Here is a 20,510-nt window from a genome sequence, read left to right as displayed (position 1 = left end):
CGGCGAAGACGGCAACTCCGAAGTCGAAGCCCGCGTCCGCGCCCAGGTCGCAGATCTCTGCAACCGCTTCCCCATCTACCCGAACCTGTAAACGTTTAAAAAGTAAAGAAAACGGCGCTCTTGAGGCGCCGTTTTTTGTTGTTTGAGCGACCGCTCCGACAAAAGAAGATCAGGTCAAGCGTCAGCTTGGCTGCCTTCTAAAGGTCAGATCAAATCGCGCCACCACAGAAAGACAAGCAGCAGCGCTGTCAGAGCCAACAGGTTGAAAGCCAGCCCCCCCAGCAATCCAAGGAACCAGCCCCACCTGCGATCCGCAAGATTGATGCTTCCCAGATGGTCCTGCACCACATCCGACGCCCTGACGAGCTTTGGGGTATCCAGAATCAACCGCATCTTTGGGTGCGATGCCATCGCCTCGGACCGGGCAAGCACCATGGCCTGCCGGTACACCCGGCGCGGCAGACGTCGTTTTGCCTTTCGAATGGATGCCTCTAGCGTCTTGTCACGCACGCCAAGCTTGGCACGCAGCAACGCCACTGTCTCAGCGATCCGGGTCTGAATGTCTGTGTCCTGCGGCATGGGCTCTCTCCTGCCGCAGCAATCTAGCCTGCGCCACAAAGACCTACAATGGGGCTGGTGATCCGCTGTAGGCGCTTGTATCACGCAAGCTATGCTGAACACGATTGTACATGGCGAACCCACCGCCCGCCCCCCGCTGGTCATAGCACACGGCCTTTACGGATCTGCTCGGAACTGGGGCGTCATTGCCAAAAGGCTTTCAGACGAACGGCAGGTTGTGGCGGTGGACATGCGCAACCATGCCTACAGCATGTGGGACCCGAGCCATGATTATCCCCATCTGGCACAGGATATCGCCGAAGTCATAGAACAGATCGGCGGCGTGGCGGATGTTCTTGGGCATTCCATGGGTGGAAAGGCTGCTATGACGCTGGCTCTGCGGCACAATGGGTTGGTGAACAAGCTGGTGGTCGCCGACATTGCGCCGGTTCAATACTCGCACAGCCAAATCCAGTTCATCGACGCCATGCGGGCTGTTGATTTTTCGCGCATCGCCCGCCGGTCGGACGCGGAGATGCAACTGGCCGAACAAGGTGTTGAGAAAGCGTTGCAAAGCTTTTTCACCCAATCGCTGGATATCAAGGGAAAACGATGGCTGCTTAATCTGGATGTTCTGGCAGCTGAGATGCCAAAGATCATGGGCTTCCCCAAGTTGGACGCCACATGGGATGGCCCCGCCCTGTTTCTGTCGGGCGCGGCATCGGATTATGTCCTGCCGGAACACCGCCCTGCAATCCGCTCTCTGTTTTCCGGCGCGCGTTTTGCCAAAATACCCGGAGCCGGGCATTGGCTGCACGCCGAAAAACCACGTGAGTTCGAAGCGGCAGTCCGGACATTCCTGAACGCCTGATCAGGCGCCCCTGTACAACCGCCGGGCCACAATCCAAGACACCGGAGCAGCGATCACAGCCCCGGCAATTGCTGCGCCGACAATTGCGCTGACAGAGACCAATCCAGCAGAAAGCACGGCGATTACGGCAGAACCTGAAATGGCAGTGGCGATCAGTGAATAAAGCATGGCGGCAAGGCGAAACATGGTCGGGTGTTCCTTATGGTGACTTCCGGCCAAACATGTCTCGATTCGAATGTGTTTTGCATTGATTTGCATCAGATGCGGATATCTGGCGCTTCATGAACCTGTGATTTCGTAACCACCGCTGACCCGATCCGCCAGCCCGCCAAGGATGTGGAGCGCGTGAAAACCCAAGTCTTGCGCCGTCAAAGGCACACACGCTCCCATTCACGTTTTTCCCAAAAGGATTGGCACGCGACTTGAGGTAGGTGAACCAACGGCCTTAGGCACCTAGGTTATTGCTCGCGAAACGCGCGCGACATGCTGTCCGACACAGGTTTGGCGATATAAGCTGCAAAAGTTCGTTCTTCGGTTTGGATCATAATTTCCGCAGGCATGCCGGGGGTCGGAACAAAGCCGCTCACCCGATGTAGTTCGTCCGGGGTAAGTGAGATGCGCGCCAGATACACCTCTTTTGGAACGCCAGCTGCCTCTTCAAGCAGCGCGTCGGCTGAAACATAAAAAACTTCTCCGTACAGAACCGGCGTTGTGCGCTGATTGAGCGCGATCAGGCGGACAGAGGCGGTCTGCCCGGTTACCACACTGTCAATCTCGGTGCGCGGGATTTGCGCCTCAATAATCAACGGCGCGTCGGCAGGCAGGATTTCGGCAATGGGTTCGCCCGTTTCGATTACGCCACCTGGCGTATGATAATGCAGGCGAACCACTGTCCCGGTCACAGGGGCCCGCACCACGGCCCGGTCCAGAACATTGCGGGCCTGACGGGATTTTTCGCGCACGCTTTCCAGATCAGCCTCGACCACGCCCAATTCATCCAGTGCTGCCTCGCGATAGGCGGATCGGGTGCGTGTAATCTGTTCCTGGTACTTTAAAAGCATCTGATTGATTTCAGCGGCCTCCGCCCGCAACCGGGCCTGCTGTCCCTCGGCTTCGGCCTGCACACGCCGGATCGTGTTCAATTCGCCCTTTCGAACCAGCCCTTTCTGGAAAAGCTGGTTCTTGGACTCGTATTCCTCCTGCAAGATTTCGGCACGTGTGGCCATGCTGTCCAATTGAGCCTCAAAGCCACTTGCCCGAATCTTCAACGCTTCCATGTTGCGTTCCAATAGCGCCACATCATTCAGCAAGGTCTTGCGCGACACATCAAAGCTGAGCATTTGACCGTCGAGAATGGCCATGACTTCCACGTCTTTGGAGGCCTCGACCAGATCTGGTGTAAAGACCAGACGATCCCGTTCCCCATATTCCGCCAGCAACCGCTCGGTCATCGCCTGCAAGCGCAGTTTGCGGATGAACAGCTCGCGCTCATTGGCCTGGGCCGAGGTCTGATCCAGCGTCATCAGCACCTGACCTGCCTGAACCGATTGCCCCTCAACAACCTTGATGTCTTCGATGATCCCGCCCTCAAGGTGCTGGACGATCTTGTTGCGTCCAGTGGCGACAAAACTGCCCTGCGCAATGACCGCCGCCGCCAGCGGGGCGCTGAAAGACCATACGCCAAAACCGCCGAAACAGACGACCAGCATAATAGTACCGATGACAATAAAACGGTTGATCGAGCGCGGAACTTCCGCATACCAGACGTCTGGTTCACCGGCAGAGTGCCTTACGGGTACGAGGTCATTCATGGTCAGCCCCCCTGTTGCCCTTCAATTCCAGTCCGTTTGCGCGGCCCGTTGATCTGCTTAAGAACCTGCTCCCGCTGCCCAAACAATGCGACGCGCCCATCGGTCAGCAACATGATCTTGTCGACCACGTTCAGCAGCGTCGGTTTCTGCGTAATGACGACCACGGTGATCTTGCTTTCACGCGCCTGTTCAATGGCGCGCCCCAAGGCTTTGTCCCCGGCGACGTCAAGGTTCGAGTTCGGCTCGTCCAATACCACCATTCGCGGGTTTCCAAAAAACGCCCGCGCCAGCGCAATGCGTTGTTTCTGTCCGCCCGATAAAGGCGATCCATCAGCGGCCACTACGGTCTCATACCCCTGCGGCAGGGTTGCGATCATGTTGTGTACATCAGCCAGAACAGCGGCATCGTGGATCTGTTCGTCCGTGGCGTCGGCCCGCATCCGGCCGATATTGTCCTTGATGGTTCCGGGGAACAACTGCACATCCTGTGGCAGATAACCAATGCTTTCGCCAAACTGGCGTGGGTCCCAGTTGCGGATATCCATCAGGTCCAGCCGCACACTTCCCGACGTGGGCAGAACGGACCCGACAAGGGTTTTGCCCAAGGTGGTTTTGCCCGCACCGGAATTGCCGATAATCGCCAGTGTTTCGCCGGGGGTGAGTGAGAAAGTAATCCCGTTCAGAACCACACGTTTGGTTCCGCCGGGGACATAAAGCAACCGCTCTACATCCAACCGGCCTTCCGGTCGCGGCAGGCGCAATTTCTCGTGTTGCAGAGCCGAGGTTGACAGCAGCGCCTTGATCCGCCCATAGGCCGCGCGCGTCAGAAGGTAACTGTTCCACCCTTCAATCGAACCTTCGATGGGCGCAAAGGCGCGCCCGGCAATGATCGAGGCCGCAATCACCATGCCGCCGGTAATCTCTCCCTGCAGTGCCAGAAATGCGCCCCATCCGAGAATGCCAATCTGTGTCAGCAGGCGAACTGCGCGTGAAATCGCCGCGAAGATCACGTTTCGATCCTGCGCGCGTACCTGCCAGGTTAGGGATTGGGCGGTGTCCCGCCCCCAGATCCGCACTGCTTCGGGGATCATGGCCAAGGCGTTGATAATCTGGCTGTTGCGCGACATGGAATCCAGATGCAGGTTTGCCATGGATTGCGCCCTGTTTGCCTCGGCAAAGGGTTTGGCTGTCATTTTCTGGTTGACCAGCGCAATCGTCATCAGGATCAGCGCCGTCACCACGACGATCAGGCCCAGTTGCGGGTGCACGAGAAAGATCATCAGAATAAAAAGCGGGGCAAATGGCACGTCCAGAAACGAAATCAAAGTGCCCGAGACCAGAAAACCGCGCAGCTGCTGCAAATCGCCGAGCGTCTGATATTCGCGCCCGTTTCCATGCAACGACGCGTGCGCAGCAGCACTAAGCACCGGTGCACCCAAACGAACGGCAACCTCGACGCCGGTTCGCATCAGCGTAAACCGCCGCACCGCATCAAAAGCAGACTGAAAAATCACGGCCCCGGCGACGATCGCCGTCAACATGATCAGCGTATCCAAGGATCGGCTGGTCAGAACCCTGTCACTGATCTGAAACAGATAGATCGGGATCGACAGGATCAGAATATTGGTGGCGCAGGTCAGCACCAGAACAAATGCCAGGTTACGCCGGATCGCCCGGATCGAATCCCGCAATGTGCGCTGGAAATCCTCGGGCGGGGTGCGCTTGTGAAAGGTTTGGGGTGGCCCGTTCCCGTCACCGCCGCCGGCTTTTGTCCGCAACAGTGGCTGGTTTGCCTTGGCCTCGATCGTTGCGCCCATGTGATCCGCGCCGGACGCGCGCGCAGAGGGGGTCTTGCGCGCTGTCGTTTCGTCTGCGGTTGCATGATCCGGGCCGTCAGCATCAGCCACCCCGTCACCACCGCCCGCAATGTCCTTGTCTTGCACGGGCTGCGGCGCCGCACACCGATGGGGAGGTTCAGCGCGCGGTAGTTCACATGAGTGTTTCTGGTCTTTGGCCTGTTTCAACACATCGTTTTCAACCGGCCGGTTTTGATCTGGTTCAGGCACTCGGAACTCCTGCGTCAGATGCAGTCGGGTTTTGGCACCTGTGGCCCGTTTTGCAGGATCTGCCCCTGCTTCGGGATTCTGACGCTTCAGACCCAACCCGCCTTGCCTGTCCAGCGGGCTGGATAAAGGATGGCGGTGCGACGAAAAAACAAACGACATGTAGAAACCTTTTGGTCACTCGGTAAAATCTTGGGGGGATCAGGCCAGCATGGTTTGCAGGCCGTCGTCAGGTGTAGTTGCATCAACAGCTGGGGTATTCAGTGCCAGGGCCGCATCCGGTTGCGCGACGGTCATGTCACCCATGATGGCGGCAATTGCCTCATTGGTCATCGCGGTAATCTCGTCGTTGTCCGGCATGTCGATCAGGCTGGCCTGATGCAGCAACAGATCGGAGTACGACCCGTCAGCTGCCATGACTGTCGAGTCCACACCCATCTTGGTCAGATGGGCAGTGTTCAGCATGGCATTGCTGCCCGCGACAACTTCGGCCCCGGCAGCATTCGGGCCCGACAGGTCAATGTCATCCTGATCCAGCATCATCGTGACCTGGTTGACGATGTTCACCTGCATAAGATCGCCGTCGATCTTGAGGACGCGCAACTGTTCCATCCCGGCGAACATCGGATCATTCAGAAGCGCGTCTTCCAACGCCTCCATGTCCATTTCCTGTATGGCCAGCGCGTCCGCCATATTCTGTTGCATATCCTGGTGAATGTCCTTGCCGATCGTTTTGACCGACGCGTCGTTCATGAGCAGGTTTTCATCACCGTCCATTATCGACGCGGGTACTCCACCGCTGATGATATCGTCATCCATAAGGGCCATGGACTGAATCAGCACATCGACTGAAATCATGTTTCCGCCGATCATGATCAGATCGTAATAGCTGCCCAACTGCACAATGTCGGCGACATTGTACATTTCGTTGTCGCCCAGCACGTAAAGCGTGGATGTGGCTGAAATTTCGGTCTGAATGTGATCGATATCGGTGGCATCAATACTCTGGCTGATGAAATTCGCGACCACCAGATCGCCGTGAACCCAGTCCACAACAACATATGCGGGCTGGCCGCCTGCTCCGTCGGCATCGTCCAGCCAGGCGGCCTCTTTGCCTTCGACTTCGATCACCGAAGACTGAACCAGGTTGGTACCGCTTCCGGCATTCATGGCACCCACGTCCCAGTCGGAAACAAGCGCGACCTGACTGATGACCGTCAGATTGATGGCCTGTCCGCCTACAACAATGTACGGAGCATCCACCCAACCAATTGTCGCAGACACTGCATTGATCGCCAGATTGCCACCGGTCACCACCAGATGCCCGTCGTCAAAATCGGGATCCTTGGACTGATCCCATTCGGCAGGCCACGGCGTTTCCGCTTCATCGCCAGTCGCCTCATCCGGCTGATGGAAAGCGGGCAGCAGGTCGGTCCATTCAGGTGCTTCGGCCATGTGCTCGCCATTGACGATCACACCCAAGGCATCATCGCCATGGAACTGATACACGGTGACGCCATCCACATCCCCGTTCATCGGGTTCAACATCTGTTCGGCCAGTGCCTCGACCATCTCGATTGACTGGTAATCCGCGAGTGAAAATGACGGGCTTGCTACGGCATGAAGTGACAACGCCATGTCCAGCATCTGCTCACCTTTCGCGATCAGAGCATCCGTGTCGCGAAATTCACCCTCGCCCACCGTATCGTTGTCACGCAGGAAAACCTTTTGCATGGTGTAACTTACCGCCGACCCCAACGGCACGTTTTTCGGCTGCAGAATGACAAGTGTAGGAGCGGATGACGGTCCAATCGTGTCGTCCGGGACAAAACGCTCGGAAACCGGCCCATCTCCACCAAGGATAATCACCGATTCATGTACAGGCCCCTTCGGCGCGTCTGGTAGCGGCAGGTTAGGTTGAGGTGGGGCAAAATTGTATGGGAGGAGTTTGTATTCGCCCACCGGGATATCAAGATCGGCCCTGATGTGGATCGCAGCAGGATCGTCCAGCCCGTCAATTTCTGCTTTTCGCCTCAGGGCGGTGAATTCGTCATACTGGTCCCGCAGCCGGGCCTGTTCGATCGTAAGTTCAAATGTTCCAACAAAATGCGCTATCGTTTCCGTAATTGCGTCAAGGGCCATGTCGGTCATCCTTTTTCACCCGCACCGGCCAGAATTTCCGCTTTGGGTTCAGTTGGGCCGGGGCCACTGCGCGCGGCCCCGGCATTTTCGAAAACAGCAAGGCCCGATAATGCGGGCCCCGCCTTATGACTTATGCGTCGTTGTCGTCGCTTGCGTAGGACGAGGTCATCGAGCCACCGACCATGGTCGTATCGACCGAGTTGCCAAGCACGTTGGCCCCCATGACGATCGACTGGTTAAAGGCCGAGGTGTCGACAACAGCCGCTGCCGAGGCATAGGACTCACCGCTCACGATGCCATCGCCACCGTTGTTCGAGCCCCAGCTGCCACCGTTGCCACCTGCGCCACCGTCACCTGAATAGGCACCGGCCGCGCTGCCGCCCGTGATGGTTCCACCCATGGTGTCACCGGACATGGCTGTGCCGGTCGAGTATCCGCTGGCTCCGCCATTTGCGGCGGACGCGCCGCCGGCACCACCGGCACCCGAGCTGGCCGCACCGGTCGCATCGCCCGACCCAGTCGATGTGGCATCGTTATCGGACATGCCCGAACCACCGTATCCGGCGATTGCTTCAGCAAGGCTGTCGGCGGCTCCGTTTGTATCGGCATCACCGAATACATCCGCCGCTCCGCCATCACCGGCGGTATTGGCTGCATCGGCAGATCCGGCACCGTTGCCCGAAGACGTGGATGTGGGCGTCGTTGTGCCGCCTGCTCCGCCGTCACCGTCTGCTGCAGACGTACCGGAGCCCGCTGCGTCCGCTGTGCCGTTGGCCGAATTGGATCCGCCATTACCACCGCTGCCATCCGTGTTCTGCGAATTGCTGGACGCACCGTTCACGTCACCTGGGCTTTGGTTGATGTCAGGCCCGCTTGCGGACTGGTCGCCAACACCCTGCGCATCCGAATCCGCGTCAGCGGTTCCACCGGAACCATCGCCGCCCGAACCGTCACCACCTGAGCCATCGCCACCAGAGCCATCGCCGCCCGAACCGTCGCCACCGGTTCCGTCACCGCCAGTTCCATCACCACCTTCGCCCGCTTCGGCATCAATCATGCCAAGCTCTTCCTGCAGGGCCATGATTGCAGCTTCGACCATCGCAGCAAATCCGCCTTCGCCGTCACCGCCAGTACCGTCACCGCCCGTGCCGTCGCCACCGGATCCTTCACCACCAGTCCCTTCGCCGCCCGAGCCTTCACCGCCGGTACCAGGTCCGCCAGTGCCGTCGGCCGAGCTGTCCGCGCCACTGTCAGCGCTGCCCTCTGCAGCGTTGCTGCCCGCGGTCGCATCATTGGCTTCGGTAGTGCTGTCACTGGAATTCGACGACGAACCGTCCGTCGAAGCGCTGCCGTCACCGCCGTCTGATCCTTCGGCGTCTACGTCATTGCCGGCCAGACCAAAGCCTGTGCCGCTCGAGTCGGAATCGCTGTCGCCGCCATCGGCGCTACCCGAGGCATTCGAGCCAGACAGACCAAGGCCCAGTCCCAGACCAAACGAATCTGCGCTTCCGCCGTTACCACCGGTTCCGTCACCGTCAACGCTTGAGCTGCCGTCGTTGTCAGCAGAAGACGAACTGTCAGCGTCGCCGCCGTCGCCGCCAGTGCTGTCACCGTCAGCCCCTGCGCCGGACAGGCCGACACCAATGCTGGCGTTATTTGCGTCACCGGTATCACCGCCTGCGCCGCCACTCGAATCCGCGTCGGCGCTGCCGGTATCGCCACCGGCACCAAACGCATGGCTGCCCAGCGTGGTCGAGTCTGCCGAACCACCATAGCTGGTACCACCGTCGCCCGAATCTCCACCGCTGGACTTGACGCCGATACCTTCTTCAGCGTTGGCGGTACCGCCATAGGCGCTACCATTCTGATAGAAACCGGAATTGTTCGAAACTGACGCCGATTCCAGCGTGTCGTCATCGCTCAGGCTGGCCACCTGACTGTTGACGGCCGCCATCGCGGTTCCCGCACCATCCATTGAGATATCGACATTCATGTCATCGCCAGGATCATAGTTCAGATCACGGCCTGCAGTTATTACGTCGCCAACCGACGCGTTATCTCCGAAGTCCAGATCAACCTGATCGTCATCACGCGGAATCCACTCTCCGCCACCAAAGTCGATATTGATCGCATTGCTGTTCGAATTGTCGTTGGTGTTATCTCCGGCATTGAGCGTCTGGTCCTGATCCTGACCTTGATCCTGATCCTGGCCCTGATCCTGACCTTGGTCCTGGCCTTGTTCCTGACCCTGATCCTGGCCTTGATTTTGGTCTTGGCCCTGATCGTTGGAGTTTTCGACATTCTGGTCCTGCTGCTGCTGTTGTGCAGTCAGATCAGCTTCAACAAACGCCTCATCAATCGGGATTTCAACATTTACCGGAGCTTCCAGGTTTTCGACATTAATTTCGTCGACGGTTGTTACGTTTGTATTATTCACATTACGTCTCATGACAAATTCCTATTTCTGGAACGCCAGACCGCCATTCATCTAAAAAGCGGCATCAGGCGAGATTGAAACAAAAATACCCGCGCAGCGCTTGAACGCGCTGAAAGCGGTCGGTGGAAGTTTCTAAATGGCCACCTCCTTTCCCGGCTAAGCCGAAAGCGCGACGGTTCATGAAGGTTGCTTAAATACGCAATGACCGGCGCGACAGGGACAGGCGCTTCGACAATTGAAGCCCAGCCATGTTCGCAGCGACGCACGCCCACGCCTAGCTAGTCGAAAGTTTTGAGGTAGTTACATCATTGTTTTTATTACTTTCTTTTAGAACGCGCCTAAATTTGCGCACACCTGCCCCGCATGACCTACCCATAAAAAGTCGCAACAAAATAATTCAATTGTTTCCGCTGGTTGCACAAAAATCCAAGCGGAAACCTAACCGAAAGTTCTATGGTACGGGCTATGGAAGCACTCCTCCCGGTTGTGGAAAACCATGCTTTCGAGTATAATAAAAGTTAATTACCTATTTGATTAGTTAACTATTTCAGACCACCAGAATTCAAATAAGCAATTTTTGGTTGACCCTGTTTGCGAGGGAATGTGATGAGTGCGTCATTGATAGATGAAACTGCCAATCAGGATCTTTATTCAGAAGATTTTTCGGTTGTCTTTATTGGAAAAGAATTATTCTACTCCAATCAGACCCTAAGAAGCGTTCAAACTGAATTCGGAGTTCGCGCCCGGCGGTTTGAAACCCTCGAAACCATGAACAGCCATGCGCCCGGTTGCAGCAAGATCGTTGTTGTTGATCAGATGATGCTTGAAGACCTGCTGGCGCGCCCAATGGCCTATACCAAAAGTACCGGATCCGGCTGTCTTGCCTTTGCCTATCGCAAAGAAGAATCAGCCCGGCATATGTTTGAATCCTGGGATCGCGCGCAGTTCGGCGAAGTTGGATTTCTGCCGATGAATGTGGCGCCCGATGCTTGGCGTGCCATCCTCAGACTGCTGATGCATGAAGAATTGTACCTGCCCAGTTTTCTTGCCGATTGCGTCGCCTTTCCAGGCCAGCACACTCGGGACATCCCGGACCGACCAGTGACAAGTGCCACATATGGTGGCGACCAGCAGTCGCGGTACCTGAAGCTGACGCGTCGCGAAAAGCAGGTCCTGCAACTTGTCTCGCAGGGCAAAAGCAACAAGTTGATTGCGACCAAGTTGGGAATTACGGAACATACGGTCAAGCTGCATATGCACAACGTGGTTGGCAAGATCGGTGTCAGCAACCGCACCGCAGCCGCACATTTCTATTACGAGGTTGCGCCGCACGAGGCGCAGCAATCCGCCCTTGACTGACACGTTCGAAGCCCGGTTCGATCGCCTGATCCTTCTGGTTGGCAGGCTGAACTATATGTGGACCAACACCGAAAGCCTGCTGATCCACCTGATCGCGGGCCTTTCCGGAACGTCGAAAGACGTGGCCGTCATTATTTTCCTGACCTTGAACACAACCCGCGCGCGTATTGATCTGGTCGAACGGCTTGCCAAGATGGAGGGAAGACCCGCGCAGGTTCGTGACCCGATCCTCGAACGCACGCAACGGCTCAGCAAGCTTTCTGGCATTCGAAACAAGTATAACCACTGCATCTATTCATTCGATCAGGAAAGCGGAAACCCGAAAACAATTCTGATGCGGATTTCTGACCGTAAGACCGATATCAGACTGGGGCGCTCGGACACGGTAGATGATGATGCGCTTCGCGAAATCGAGACAGTCGTCAATCAGTTGTCAGCCGCGAACAAGGACATCTGGAGGCTGATCCGGGGATTGGGGTATCCGGTATAGTCCTGGTCATGAATATGACGCCATGACGACGTAGGCTGCGCTTCACAGCATTTGCGGTCCCGAAGACACGCAACCCGGGCAGCGGATTGTTCCTTTCGAAAGTGCCTGGTGCGGGCGGTGGGCACCATGTTGCGTTGCAACATGTTGCATTCTGTCCGACCTAGCCAATCACTGCTGCAAAATGCGACCAAGGATTGTAGCACACTGTTGCAGAATGTCGCAAAGCATAGCGGCGCAAGTGTGGGGCAGAATGTGGGGCAGGCATGGCAAGAGGCATAAACAGACTATCCGCAACTCAGGTAAAGAATGCTGCTCCCGGTTCAACTATACAGGACGGCGGCGGGTTGTTTCTCAAAAAATCGCAGAACGGCGGTCGCTGGTTCTATCGGTTCCAGATCAACGGCAAGCGCCGGGATATGGGGATCGGATCTTTCCCAGACATGCCCCTGTCTGATGCGCGCAAAGAACGGTCGAAGTGGGCCGCTTATGCGGAGCGCGGCGAAGATCCGATTGCGGAACGTGAGCGCCAGCGTCTTGAAGCTGAAAGCAGTCAGAACGACCCGACATTTGAGGACATGGCGCAGATCGTGTTTGAGGGGCGTAAGGAGCGACTGCGCGGCGACGGTGAGCGCGGGCGCTGGTTCTCGCCTCTAAGGTTGCACGTTATACCGAAGATTGGAAAACGCCGCATCAGCACCCTGACCGCGCGTGACATTCACGACGCACTGAAACCAATCTGGCGGACGAAACACGAAACAGCAGACAAGGCGATGTATCGGACGCGCATGGTACTGCGTCAGGCGAAACTTATGGGCTGCGATGCAGATCCGTTCGTCTGTGAAGCGGCCCGTCACATGCTAGGGTATGTGGACCGGGCTCAAAATCCGCTGCCCGCGACACCATGACAGGAGATACCAGACCTCTATTCGCAGCTGAACCAACATCACCCCTCTTACCTGGCTCTGCGCTTCACGATCCTGACGGCGGCGCGCGGGATGCCGGTTCGCGGGGCTCGATTCGATGAGATTGACGGCGATGTGTGGACGGTCCCAAAAGAGCGCATGAAGGGCCAACGGGGCAAGGTTCAGGATTTCCGCATCCCACTATCGACCGAGGCCATGAACGTGGTTGAGATATGCCGCGAATTGCGCCGCAACGACTTCCTGTTTCCAAGCCCGAGGATGAACAAAGGCGTCAGTGACGTTGCCATGGCGAAGGTACTGAACCACCTGAATGAAGAGGGTCGCACACACGGCTTTCGGTCGTGGTTCAGGATGTGGATTCAGGATACGAAGCCGCCAGCTTTGAGGTCGCGGAAACCGCTCTTGCCCATATTGTCGGCAATAAGGTCGAGCGGTCCTATGCGCGCTCAGATCTGCTGGATAAGCGACGCGTCCTCATGAAGAAATGGGCCGATTTCGTAACCCAGACCGAAAGCAAGATATTGCAGCTTCGCGGTTAGATAGGCAGCGGCTCGGTTCGTTTACGACACAAATTTTGTGTACTCTGGGGGCAAGATCTGAAAACAAGCATATATTCAACTGCATCTTCAACCTCGCCATAACCCTTGCTAATAGGATACATCAGATTTCCTAAATCCACGCAAAATACCCGTACATTGTGTTCGCATGTTACTCATCGTTCAAGCTTAGTTTTCTTATGTTTGGTAGAGAGTGATAGTGTTGGTCGGTTTAGTCCTGCTGACCCGTCACATAAGGCCGAAATCGAATGTCTCCTTCGGGCTGTGATCGACCTGCTACGCTAGCGAACGGTTGGAGTCCGTGCAATGACCGCAATGGGCTCAAAGCAGCCGCACCTGAGATCATTTCAACTGGCTGTCCTTCGACCCCCGCCGATTGACGCCGCCACGTGCCTTGAACGCGCCATCGCGTTCCTGCTGGCACTCAAGGCACAGCTTCACGCCCGGCAAAGCAACGCGGCGTTTTTCAGGGATCGGCTCTTCGCATTCGGCGCAATGAGTCAGGCTTTCACCTACAGGCCGCTTTTGCGCCTGCATCCGCGCCAGCTCATCCGAAATCGACGCTTCGATCTGTTCGTTTACTGCGCCGTCGCGCGCCCAGCCTCCGGCCATGGGTCATCTCCTGCTAAACGTACGCAAAAGGATAGCCGAGCCCGCGCGCAAAAGGCAAGTTACAGCGAAACTGCACCCGCGAACACACGATCAATCATCTCTTGCGTCCCCCGAGAAAACTCCAGCGGACAGGGATACTCCACCCCTTCCCGGACCGAGCGGCAGAAGGCCTCAACCTGAAGCTTGTAATGGTCTGCGCCGGGGAACCGGGTGACCAGCACCTCAAGCCCCGGGCGATGCAACTCGACCCGGGCTTCACCAAACACACGCGCATTAAACGGTGTTGTCAGGCGGATCAGGCCGTTTTCCCCGTGAAACACCATTTCCTGATGGGGATGCATCCGAATGGACGCGTAGCTTGAGTAGGTAAAACCGGGGAACTGCGCGCGAATTTCGGTGAAGATGTCGATTTCATCCTGCCAACGGATGGCTGACTGTATCGCCACAGGTTCCTGCCCCGTAGCAAACCGGGCGCCGCCGATCACGTAAACACCGATGTCACGCAATCCGCCGCCGCCCGTTTCAGCACGGTTTCGAATATTCTGGGTATCTGCCCGATTGTCGAAGCTGAACGCCCCGGTTACATGCACCAGATTTCCGATTGCGCCATCCGCAATCAGTTTGCGTGCCAACTGCCATTGGGGGTGGTGCACGATCATATACGCCTCGGCAGCAAGCAGGCCGCTTTCGTCGCGCTTTTGGATCAATGCGTCAAACTCATCCGCCTTCATTGTCATCGGCTTTTCGCAGAGCACATGTTTGCCGGCATCCAGCGCTTTCAGGCTCCACTCCAAATGAAGGTGGTTCGGCAGTGGAATGTAGACCGCGTCGATACCGGGGTCTGCCAACAGCGCATCATAGCTGTCGAACATGTTCAGGTCGGGACAGAAAGACAAAAAAGGTTCAGCCTTTACCGCATCCGACGTCGCCAGCGCAGCCAATCGCGCCCCGTTGGAGGCATGTATCGCCGGTGCCATGTATTCCCGCGCGAATTTCGCGGCTCCCAACACGCCAAACTGAACCGGTTTTTGCATAACGCTCTCCATAGATGTTCGAACCCCAAAGGGTTCGTTCCCCTGCGAGGTCCGCAGGATCGACCTGTCACACCGTCATCGAAATGAAACGCGTCTTTGCCGTACCATAGCTTTGGCCCTGCGGCCATTCTTTTGGCTTCACAGTCTGGATAGCGGCCGTACGCGTTCAGCAGGTAATGATCTGTCAGGACGCGCCGGGCATGTGCGCGAAGAGGAGGTTTCTTCGCACAAGTGTAAAAACCAGCCCGCAGCTATTGCAGGCTGGTATTGTGGTCAGCTGACACCCAGCATCCCTTTTTCACGTGCCAGATCCCGCATTTTCCTTTGCAGTTTCTCGAACGCGCGAACTTCGATCTGTCGGATCCGCTCGCGGCTGACATTGTACTGCGTGCTAAGGTCCTCCAGCGTAACCGGTTGATCCAGCAACCGGCGCTGGGTCAGGATGTCCTTTTCACGGTCGTTCAACACGTCCAGCGCCGCAGCAAGCAACTCGCGACGCGCTTCCAGCTCATCGCGCGCCTCATAATCTCCGGCCTGGTCGGCGTCTTCATCCTCAAGCCAGTCCTGCCATTGCATCGTGCCTTCGCCTTCGGACCCGACCGTGGCGTTCAGAGACGCGTCCCCGCCGGACATGCGGCGGTTCATGCTGATCACTTCCTCTTCGGTCACACCCAGATCATTGGCGATTTGCGCGACATTTTCTGGACGCAAGTCGCCCTCTTCCAGGGCGCCGATGCGCGCCTTGGCTTTGCGCAGGTTAAAGAACAGCTTTTTCTGCGCCGAGGTTGTGCCCAGTTTAACCAGCGACCACGACCGCAGGATATATTCCTGAATCGAGGCGCGAATCCACCACATGGCATATGTGGCCAGACGGAAGCCTTTTTCAGGGTCAAAACGTTTGACCGCCTGCATCAGGCCCACATTGGCTTCGGAAATTACTTCGGCTTGCGGCAAACCGTAGCCGCGATATCCCATGGCAATCTTGGCCGCCAGCCGCAGGTGCGATGTCACCATCTTATGCGCGGCTTCTGTGTCCTGCTCTTCGACCCAGCGCTTGGCCAGCATATATTCTTCTTCCGGCTCAAGCAGGGGAAACTTGCGAATCTCCTGCATATAGCGGTTCAGGCCGCCCTCGGGCGTCGGCGCGGGGAGATTTGCGTAATTTGCCATTATGATGTCCCTCCGACAAATGTTTAAGTCTTTAACATAGGATATGGGTAAAGAACCCATCCTGTTCAAGAGGTGCTGCTAACAGTCTGAAATTAATCTTTCATGAAGGAAAGATAAGAAACTCTTACTCACAGGACTTTGCTTATTGTGTCAGCGGCGCGCGAAGCGCGGCAATCAGGTTCTCCATGTCTTGCGGCAGTTCGGCCTCAAACCGCAGGTGTTCGCCCGTCACCGGGTGCTCGAACCCCAATACGGCGGCGTGAAGCGCCTGCCGGGGAAAGTCGTACACGCATTCGGCAGCGGCGGGCGTAAACGCCTTGGTGGCCAGTTTCCGCTTGCCACCATAGATCGGGTCCCCGACAAGCCCATGCCCGGCATGGGTCATATGAACACGGATCTGGTGCGTTCGCCCGGTCTCGAGCCAGCATTCGATCAGAGCTAGACCAGCAGGCGTGCCAAATGTTTCAACTACTCGCGTGCGTGTCACCGCGTGACGCCCGCCATGAAACAACACCGCCTGCCTTTGACGGTCGGTCTTGTGCCGCGCAAGCTGGGTGGTTACACGCATGATGTTGCCCGGCTCAAAGCTCACCCCTTTGACGCCGCGCAGACGGGGATCACTTGCATCCGGAACCCCATAACACACAGCGCGGTAATAGCGTTCGACACTATGTGCTGCGAATTGTTCGGCCAGCCCGTGATGTGCGGCGTCTGATTTGGCGACCACCAGAAGACCGCTGGTTTCCTTATCGATCCGGTGAACGATACCGGGGCGCTTCACCCCCCCAACACCTGACAAAGCCTCACCGCAATGGTGTAGCAAAGCGTTGACCAGCGTACCCCCGGGCGAGCCTGGCGCGGGGTGCACCACCATGCCTGCTGGCTTGTTGACGACGATCACGTCTGCGTCTTCGAAAACAACCTCAAGCGGGATGTCTTCTGCACCGATGTGGCTGTCTTCAGCCTCGGCCACAGTTATGACGACCTGCGCCCCTTCGGACACTTTGGCCTTTGGGTCCTGCATCCGGGTCCCGTCGATCCGAACTGCGCCATCCTCGATCAGGCGCGCCAACCGCGTGCGCGACAGGTTTTCACCGTCTGGCACATCCCGCGAAAGCGCCTTATCAAGGCGAGGCGGCGGATCGGCCGCGATCTGAAACTCAATCTGGCGGGTGCCCATGACTGTCCCTTCCGAACCCCAAGAACCGCAGGAAACCCCGCAGCTGCGATTGCTGCGGCGGATGGTCATGCTGCTGACCGCGGTGATGATTGGCGGGGTTCTAGTGACATTCGCCCTGATTGTCATCCGCCTATCGGACCGCACACCCACCTTGCCGGATCAGATCGACTTACCCAATGGTGCGCGAGCACAGGCCCTGACCATCGGGTCCAACTGGTATGCGGTCGTGACCGACGACAATCGTGTCCTGATCTTTGACAAGACAACAGGAAAGCTGCGTCAGGAAATCGCCGTCGAGTAACCGGATCAGTTCGGGAACAGACGGGTACCGATCCAGGCCTCACCCATCTGCACATCCAGTTCGGGCGTACGCATCTTGCGTTTTCCGCCAAACGGGCAGAGCGTGATTTCGCCCAGATAAATCTTGTCGCCAATTACATAAAGGTCCACCCGCGCAAACTCGACACGTTGCCCGACGGCTTCGGCTATTGCGACCATATCGTCAAACACCTTTGGCTTGGGCTCGGTGTCATCGCTTGTCCGGAAATACAGCTCTTTCGGGATGAAGTTGAAATCCCGGTCGTGGATCATCTGCACATGTCCCCGAGAGCGGTCCCGGTCGACCTGAACAATCTGGACCTTTCCGGCGACAACCCAGAATTTCCAATCGATGATGTCCTGACCTTCAGCCGCCAGATCCTCTTCAAGGAAATAGCGCGTGTCGATCGTGGAATACCACCATTCTGCCGCCCAGAACCCGTGGGGAATGGGTTTATTGCTCCAATTGGCAAGCTTTTCCTGGGCCAGGTTGCGGTCTTCTGTGTTCATGGGCCAGGTGACCCTATGGTTTTGCCCCTGCCCGTTATTGCATTTGAGCCAATAGCTGCCCGGCTCGAGGTCGAGGTCTTCCGGCAACTCAGGCGAAGATGAGACCCAATAGCGCTTCACCGGTGTAACAAGGTTCCTGGCTGGTTCCGGGATATAGTTCTCCGCCGTCAATCTGTCTGCCGGCGACACTTCAGGCATCTCGCCAAACATCTTCATGACCAGGAGTTTTTCTGTAAGCGTCTTCGGCGCACTCAAGTCTGGCAAACGGCGGTGCGCTTCAGAAAACTTAAAGATAGATAGCATCAGCGCATTCAGACGCGCCGGGTCGTTGGCAAAGTGGTCCCAACCACGCAGAAAGCCGTCGCGCGACTGATCCTGTGCTCTGTAAAGACCAAGATTTTGGATTTTGTCCAACTCGAGCTGCGCGAATTTGAGGTACTCTTCGCGTTCGGATAACAAAGCAACGGACATCAATCCGCCAGTCGCTGCACTGATCTCTTCTTTCGTCGTCGTTAAGTCAGGAAGCACATCGGGGAAACTAACAGGCTTCGGCGCCCTTCTGCCGCCACGTGGCAGTGGTGCGTCGGTGGGTCTGATCCCCAAGCTGCGCAGCCTGCGGTCCAGGAATGAATAACGTTTTACACCCTTTGCAATCCACCAACGCATCCGCCGCCCCCATAGATGGACGGCTAGCGTTTCATCCTTGAGGTACTTATCGCGAAATTCCCGTGCATGAATGTCGTTCGCCTGACCCGTTTGCCGAAACGGCAAAGGGTAAAAGATCGGAGGTGGGCTGGCATGCCCTATCTCGCCATGATGCTGTAAAAACCATGTCATGACCTCTGGTCCATAAACACTGTGCGCCTGATCCGAGGCATGAGGCAACTCACCAGCCTTTTTCAGGCGTTCCAGCTTTTCGCGTTCCTCACCTTCTACCCACGGGCGGATCGGGAATGGATCAAGGCTGTATTCCGTATATGCCTTCAAAGCAGGGCTATCGGATGGCAACCGCATGATCGCGTTGCAAATCGTGGTGCGATTGAAGAAACCAAACACGTGATCCGCTTTCGGGACAGGCTTCAAAGCAACGACATCTGTGTCGCACCAGAGGAAATCGGTTTTTTGCATCAATTGCAGCCTGAAAATGTCAGACTGCGGGACCGGTGTTTTGAACTGGTTGTTCATGATGAACTGCTGCGGTTCGTGAATTTCGTTCGCCGAAACCAGTTCGATACCTTCGGGTACGTTTTCGACCTCGCCATAGTGGAACAGCACGACCCTGTGTCCGTTCGCAACAAAGGACAAAAGGCACATCTGTTCCAGAAAACTGAGAGGACCTTCCAGCCAGAGCATTCCGATTGTAGGAAGAGTGCTTTCCGCAGCCATATGCTGTTTCTCCGAGGGCAAGTCTTTCAGGACTCGGGCAGATTTTCGCTAGAGGACGGTTGAGTGTCCGCCGAAAGGCGCGCGTGCAATCCGCGGTCTTTTGCAACAAATTCAACAGCCGGCTTATTAAGAAGCGTCTGGTAAAGCGCATTGTACTCTGGCTGTTTGAGAAGGTCTTCGATCAACGCCTTGTGCCACAGGAATGCTTTTCGGTGCAGCCGTGCAAGCCGTTCGTCGGACTGAAATTCTGCCATCACCGCGTCAACGTCCTCCTTGTACCTGAGGATCGTCTCATCCGTCGCGCCACCCCGGTTCCAGCGGTCCCAGTATTCCGTTCCCAGCGTCTGCGAGGAGTGGTTGGCGCGCCCACGGCTGCGCTTGGCCAAATAGGCTTGTGTGGAGCGGACCGCGTAGTGATTGATCTGTGCAATCTCAAATCCAAAAGGCGGTGCAACATGGTTCCCAAAGGGTGCGGGTTCTTTCGCGTGCCCCCCGGGAACAGACCGGAATACACCTGCCTGAAACTCGGACTTGGGATGCGGGTTGTGCAACCCATAGCGGAGATAGACGTCGCCCTGCCGGAACAGGGATTTGACGAACCGGCGCCCCGCCCCGCCCTGCTCATACTCCAACTCACCATCGAAAAACCGCTGTGTCACCGGCGCGTCGCGCAGAATATGGCGACCGCTGTTTGAGAATATCTTCCATGGTATGGAAATGACGTCCACGCCCGGCGTCGCCTCGATCAGGTCGTCCACTTTGTGGTTTCCGACGTGAATATTCAGAAACTCATCCGCATCGCAGACATAGACCCATTTGGCTTCTTTCACGACGGGCAGACGGCGGGCCTGTCGCAGTGCTGATCTGTGAATCCCACCTGTGCCCACGCGGTTCCTGTGAAACTCAACATGACCCAGGGCCTCAAGGCGGCGCAGAATTTGGTTCGTACCGTCCGTGCAATCGTTGGTGTAAACAATGATCCTGTCGAAACCCAAAACTTTATGATGAGCCACCCATTCCAGAATGTACGGGCCCTCATTTTTCATCGCAGAGATGAGGATTTTTTCAGGCTTGTTCATCGCTGCCATT

Annotated in this window: 18 protein-coding genes; 6 read left to right on the top strand and 12 right to left on the bottom strand. The window is 56.8% G+C overall.

The annotated features are described in order from the left end of the window. Positions 1–204: 204 nt before the first annotated feature. Positions 205–579, bottom strand: a complete 375-nt coding sequence (locus tag ACR0NZ_RS19260; protein ID WP_480521168.1) for a hypothetical protein — start codon at positions 577–579, stop codon at positions 205–207. A 91-nt stretch (positions 580–670) separates the two neighbouring features. On the opposite strand from ACR0NZ_RS19260, the gene ACR0NZ_RS19255 reads away from it, so the two are divergent. Beyond that, positions 671–1,429 (top strand): alpha/beta fold hydrolase, encoded by a 759-nt coding sequence (locus ACR0NZ_RS19255; protein ID WP_480521166.1) that lies wholly within the window; start codon positions 671–673, stop codon positions 1,427–1,429. On the opposite strand, the gene ACR0NZ_RS19250 is transcribed toward ACR0NZ_RS19255, so the two are convergent. From ACR0NZ_RS19250 to ACR0NZ_RS19230, 5 genes are all read right to left on the bottom strand, one after another. Continuing rightward, positions 1,430–1,615: a hypothetical protein gene (locus tag ACR0NZ_RS19250; protein ID WP_480521164.1), complete on the bottom strand. Its 186-nt coding sequence runs from the start codon at positions 1,613–1,615 to the stop codon at positions 1,430–1,432. A gap of 272 nt (positions 1,616–1,887) precedes the next feature. Next, the gene (locus ACR0NZ_RS19245; RefSeq protein WP_480473560.1) at positions 1,888–3,240 is read right to left on the bottom strand and encodes an HlyD family type I secretion periplasmic adaptor subunit; all 1,353 of its coding nucleotides are present in this window, start codon (positions 3,238–3,240) and stop codon (positions 1,888–1,890) included. 2 nt (positions 3,241–3,242) lie between these two features. Then, positions 3,243–5,465 carry a type I secretion system permease/ATPase gene (locus tag ACR0NZ_RS19240; RefSeq protein WP_480521162.1) on the bottom strand — a complete coding sequence of 741 codons (2,223 nt, stop codon included), beginning with the start codon at positions 5,463–5,465 and terminating at the stop codon, positions 3,243–3,245. A 39-nt stretch (positions 5,466–5,504) separates the two neighbouring features. After that, complete coding sequence (locus ACR0NZ_RS19235) at positions 5,505–7,445, bottom strand: type I secretion protein (RefSeq protein WP_480521160.1); 1,941 nt, start codon at positions 7,443–7,445, stop codon at positions 5,505–5,507. Between the two features lie 130 nt (positions 7,446–7,575). Beyond that, complete coding sequence (locus tag ACR0NZ_RS19230) at positions 7,576–9,882, bottom strand: hypothetical protein (protein ID WP_480521158.1); 2,307 nt, start codon at positions 9,880–9,882, stop codon at positions 7,576–7,578. Between the two features lie 606 nt (positions 9,883–10,488). On the opposite strand from ACR0NZ_RS19230, the gene ACR0NZ_RS19225 reads away from it, so the two are divergent. The 4 genes from ACR0NZ_RS19225 (at position 10,489) to ACR0NZ_RS19210 (ending at position 13,193) form a co-directional block, all read left to right on the top strand. Next, complete coding sequence (locus ACR0NZ_RS19225; RefSeq protein ID WP_480521156.1) at positions 10,489–11,241, top strand: helix-turn-helix transcriptional regulator; 753 nt, start codon at positions 10,489–10,491, stop codon at positions 11,239–11,241. Next, positions 11,234–11,731, top strand: coding sequence for a hypothetical protein (locus ACR0NZ_RS19220; RefSeq protein WP_480521154.1), 498 nt, complete (start codon positions 11,234–11,236; stop codon positions 11,729–11,731). Before ACR0NZ_RS19225 ends, ACR0NZ_RS19220 begins: the two co-directional genes overlap by 8 nt. A 263-nt stretch (positions 11,732–11,994) precedes the next feature. After that, positions 11,995–12,636 carry a tyrosine-type recombinase/integrase gene (locus ACR0NZ_RS19215; protein ID WP_480521152.1) on the top strand — a complete coding sequence of 214 codons (642 nt, stop codon included), beginning with the start codon at positions 11,995–11,997 and terminating at the stop codon, positions 12,634–12,636. 371 nt (positions 12,637–13,007) lie between these two features. Beyond that, complete coding sequence (locus tag ACR0NZ_RS19210) at positions 13,008–13,193, top strand: integrase (RefSeq protein ID WP_480521150.1); 186 nt, start codon at positions 13,008–13,010, stop codon at positions 13,191–13,193. A gap of 360 nt (positions 13,194–13,553) precedes the next feature. On the opposite strand, the gene ACR0NZ_RS19205 is transcribed toward ACR0NZ_RS19210, so the two are convergent. From ACR0NZ_RS19205 to ACR0NZ_RS19190, 4 genes are all read right to left on the bottom strand, one after another. Continuing rightward, on the bottom strand, positions 13,554–13,823 hold the full coding sequence (locus tag ACR0NZ_RS19205) for a DksA/TraR family C4-type zinc finger protein (RefSeq protein WP_480493401.1): 270 nt from the start codon (positions 13,821–13,823) through the stop codon (positions 13,554–13,556). 59 nt (positions 13,824–13,882) lie between these two features. Further along, complete coding sequence (locus tag ACR0NZ_RS19200) at positions 13,883–14,857, bottom strand: Gfo/Idh/MocA family protein (protein ID WP_480521148.1); 975 nt, start codon at positions 14,855–14,857, stop codon at positions 13,883–13,885. Positions 14,858–15,130: 273 nt separating this feature from the next. After that, positions 15,131–16,027, bottom strand: coding sequence for an RNA polymerase sigma factor RpoH (rpoH, locus tag ACR0NZ_RS19195; protein WP_480521146.1), 897 nt, complete (start codon positions 16,025–16,027; stop codon positions 15,131–15,133). Positions 16,028–16,169: 142 nt separating this feature from the next. Beyond that, positions 16,170–17,207, bottom strand: coding sequence for an RluA family pseudouridine synthase (locus ACR0NZ_RS19190; protein ID WP_480521144.1), 1,038 nt, complete (start codon positions 17,205–17,207; stop codon positions 16,170–16,172). On the opposite strand from ACR0NZ_RS19190, the gene ACR0NZ_RS19185 reads away from it, so the two are divergent. Beyond that, a complete protein-coding gene (locus ACR0NZ_RS19185; protein ID WP_480521142.1) occupies positions 17,206–17,508 on the top strand; it encodes a DUF6476 family protein in 303 nt (100 codons plus the stop codon). The genes ACR0NZ_RS19190 and ACR0NZ_RS19185 overlap by 2 nt on opposite strands. 5 nt (positions 17,509–17,513) lie before the next feature. Here the strand turns inward: ACR0NZ_RS19185 and ACR0NZ_RS19180 are convergent, their stop codons facing one another. Both ACR0NZ_RS19180 and ACR0NZ_RS19175 read right to left on the bottom strand, forming a co-directional pair. Continuing rightward, positions 17,514–19,421, bottom strand: a complete 1,908-nt coding sequence (locus ACR0NZ_RS19180) for an ATP-grasp fold amidoligase family protein (protein WP_480521140.1) — start codon at positions 19,419–19,421, stop codon at positions 17,514–17,516. A gap of 26 nt (positions 19,422–19,447) precedes the next feature. After that, a complete protein-coding gene (locus ACR0NZ_RS19175) occupies positions 19,448–20,500 on the bottom strand; it encodes a glycosyltransferase family 2 protein (RefSeq protein ID WP_480521138.1) in 1,053 nt (350 codons plus the stop codon). Positions 20,501–20,510: the final 10 nt, after the last annotated feature.

The organism is Ruegeria sp. AE3 (assembly GCF_056542225.1).
This window is presented reverse-complemented; position numbering and strand designations above follow the sequence as displayed.

Coding starts and splice junctions, on each gene's coding strand:
- ACR0NZ_RS19260 (WP_480521168.1), bottom strand. CDS start 579: ATGCCGCAGGACACAGACATTCAGACCCGGATCGCTGAGACAGTGGCG.
- ACR0NZ_RS19255 (WP_480521166.1), top strand. CDS start 671: ATGCTGAACACGATTGTACATGGCGAACCCACCGCCCGCCCCCCGCTG.
- ACR0NZ_RS19250 (WP_480521164.1), bottom strand. CDS start 1,615: ATGTTTCGCCTTGCCGCCATGCTTTATTCACTGATCGCCACTGCCATT.
- ACR0NZ_RS19245 (WP_480473560.1), bottom strand. CDS start 3,240: ATGAATGACCTCGTACCCGTAAGGCACTCTGCCGGTGAACCAGACGTC.
- ACR0NZ_RS19240 (WP_480521162.1), bottom strand. CDS start 5,465: ATGTCGTTTGTTTTTTCGTCGCACCGCCATCCTTTATCCAGCCCGCTG.
- ACR0NZ_RS19235 (WP_480521160.1), bottom strand. CDS start 7,445: ATGGCCCTTGACGCAATTACGGAAACGATAGCGCATTTTGTTGGAACA.
- ACR0NZ_RS19225 (WP_480521156.1), top strand. CDS start 10,489: ATGAGTGCGTCATTGATAGATGAAACTGCCAATCAGGATCTTTATTCA.
- ACR0NZ_RS19215 (WP_480521152.1), top strand. CDS start 11,995: ATGGCAAGAGGCATAAACAGACTATCCGCAACTCAGGTAAAGAATGCT.
- ACR0NZ_RS19205 (WP_480493401.1), bottom strand. CDS start 13,823: ATGGCCGGAGGCTGGGCGCGCGACGGCGCAGTAAACGAACAGATCGAA.
- ACR0NZ_RS19200 (WP_480521148.1), bottom strand. CDS start 14,857: ATGCAAAAACCGGTTCAGTTTGGCGTGTTGGGAGCCGCGAAATTCGCG.
- rpoH (WP_480521146.1), bottom strand. CDS start 16,027: ATGGCAAATTACGCAAATCTCCCCGCGCCGACGCCCGAGGGCGGCCTG.
- ACR0NZ_RS19185 (WP_480521142.1), top strand. CDS start 17,206: ATGACTGTCCCTTCCGAACCCCAAGAACCGCAGGAAACCCCGCAGCTG.
- ACR0NZ_RS19190 (WP_480521144.1), bottom strand. CDS start 17,207: ATGGGCACCCGCCAGATTGAGTTTCAGATCGCGGCCGATCCGCCGCCT.
- ACR0NZ_RS19180 (WP_480521140.1), bottom strand. CDS start 19,421: ATGGCTGCGGAAAGCACTCTTCCTACAATCGGAATGCTCTGGCTGGAA.
- ACR0NZ_RS19175 (WP_480521138.1), bottom strand. CDS start 20,500: ATGAACAAGCCTGAAAAAATCCTCATCTCTGCGATGAAAAATGAGGGC.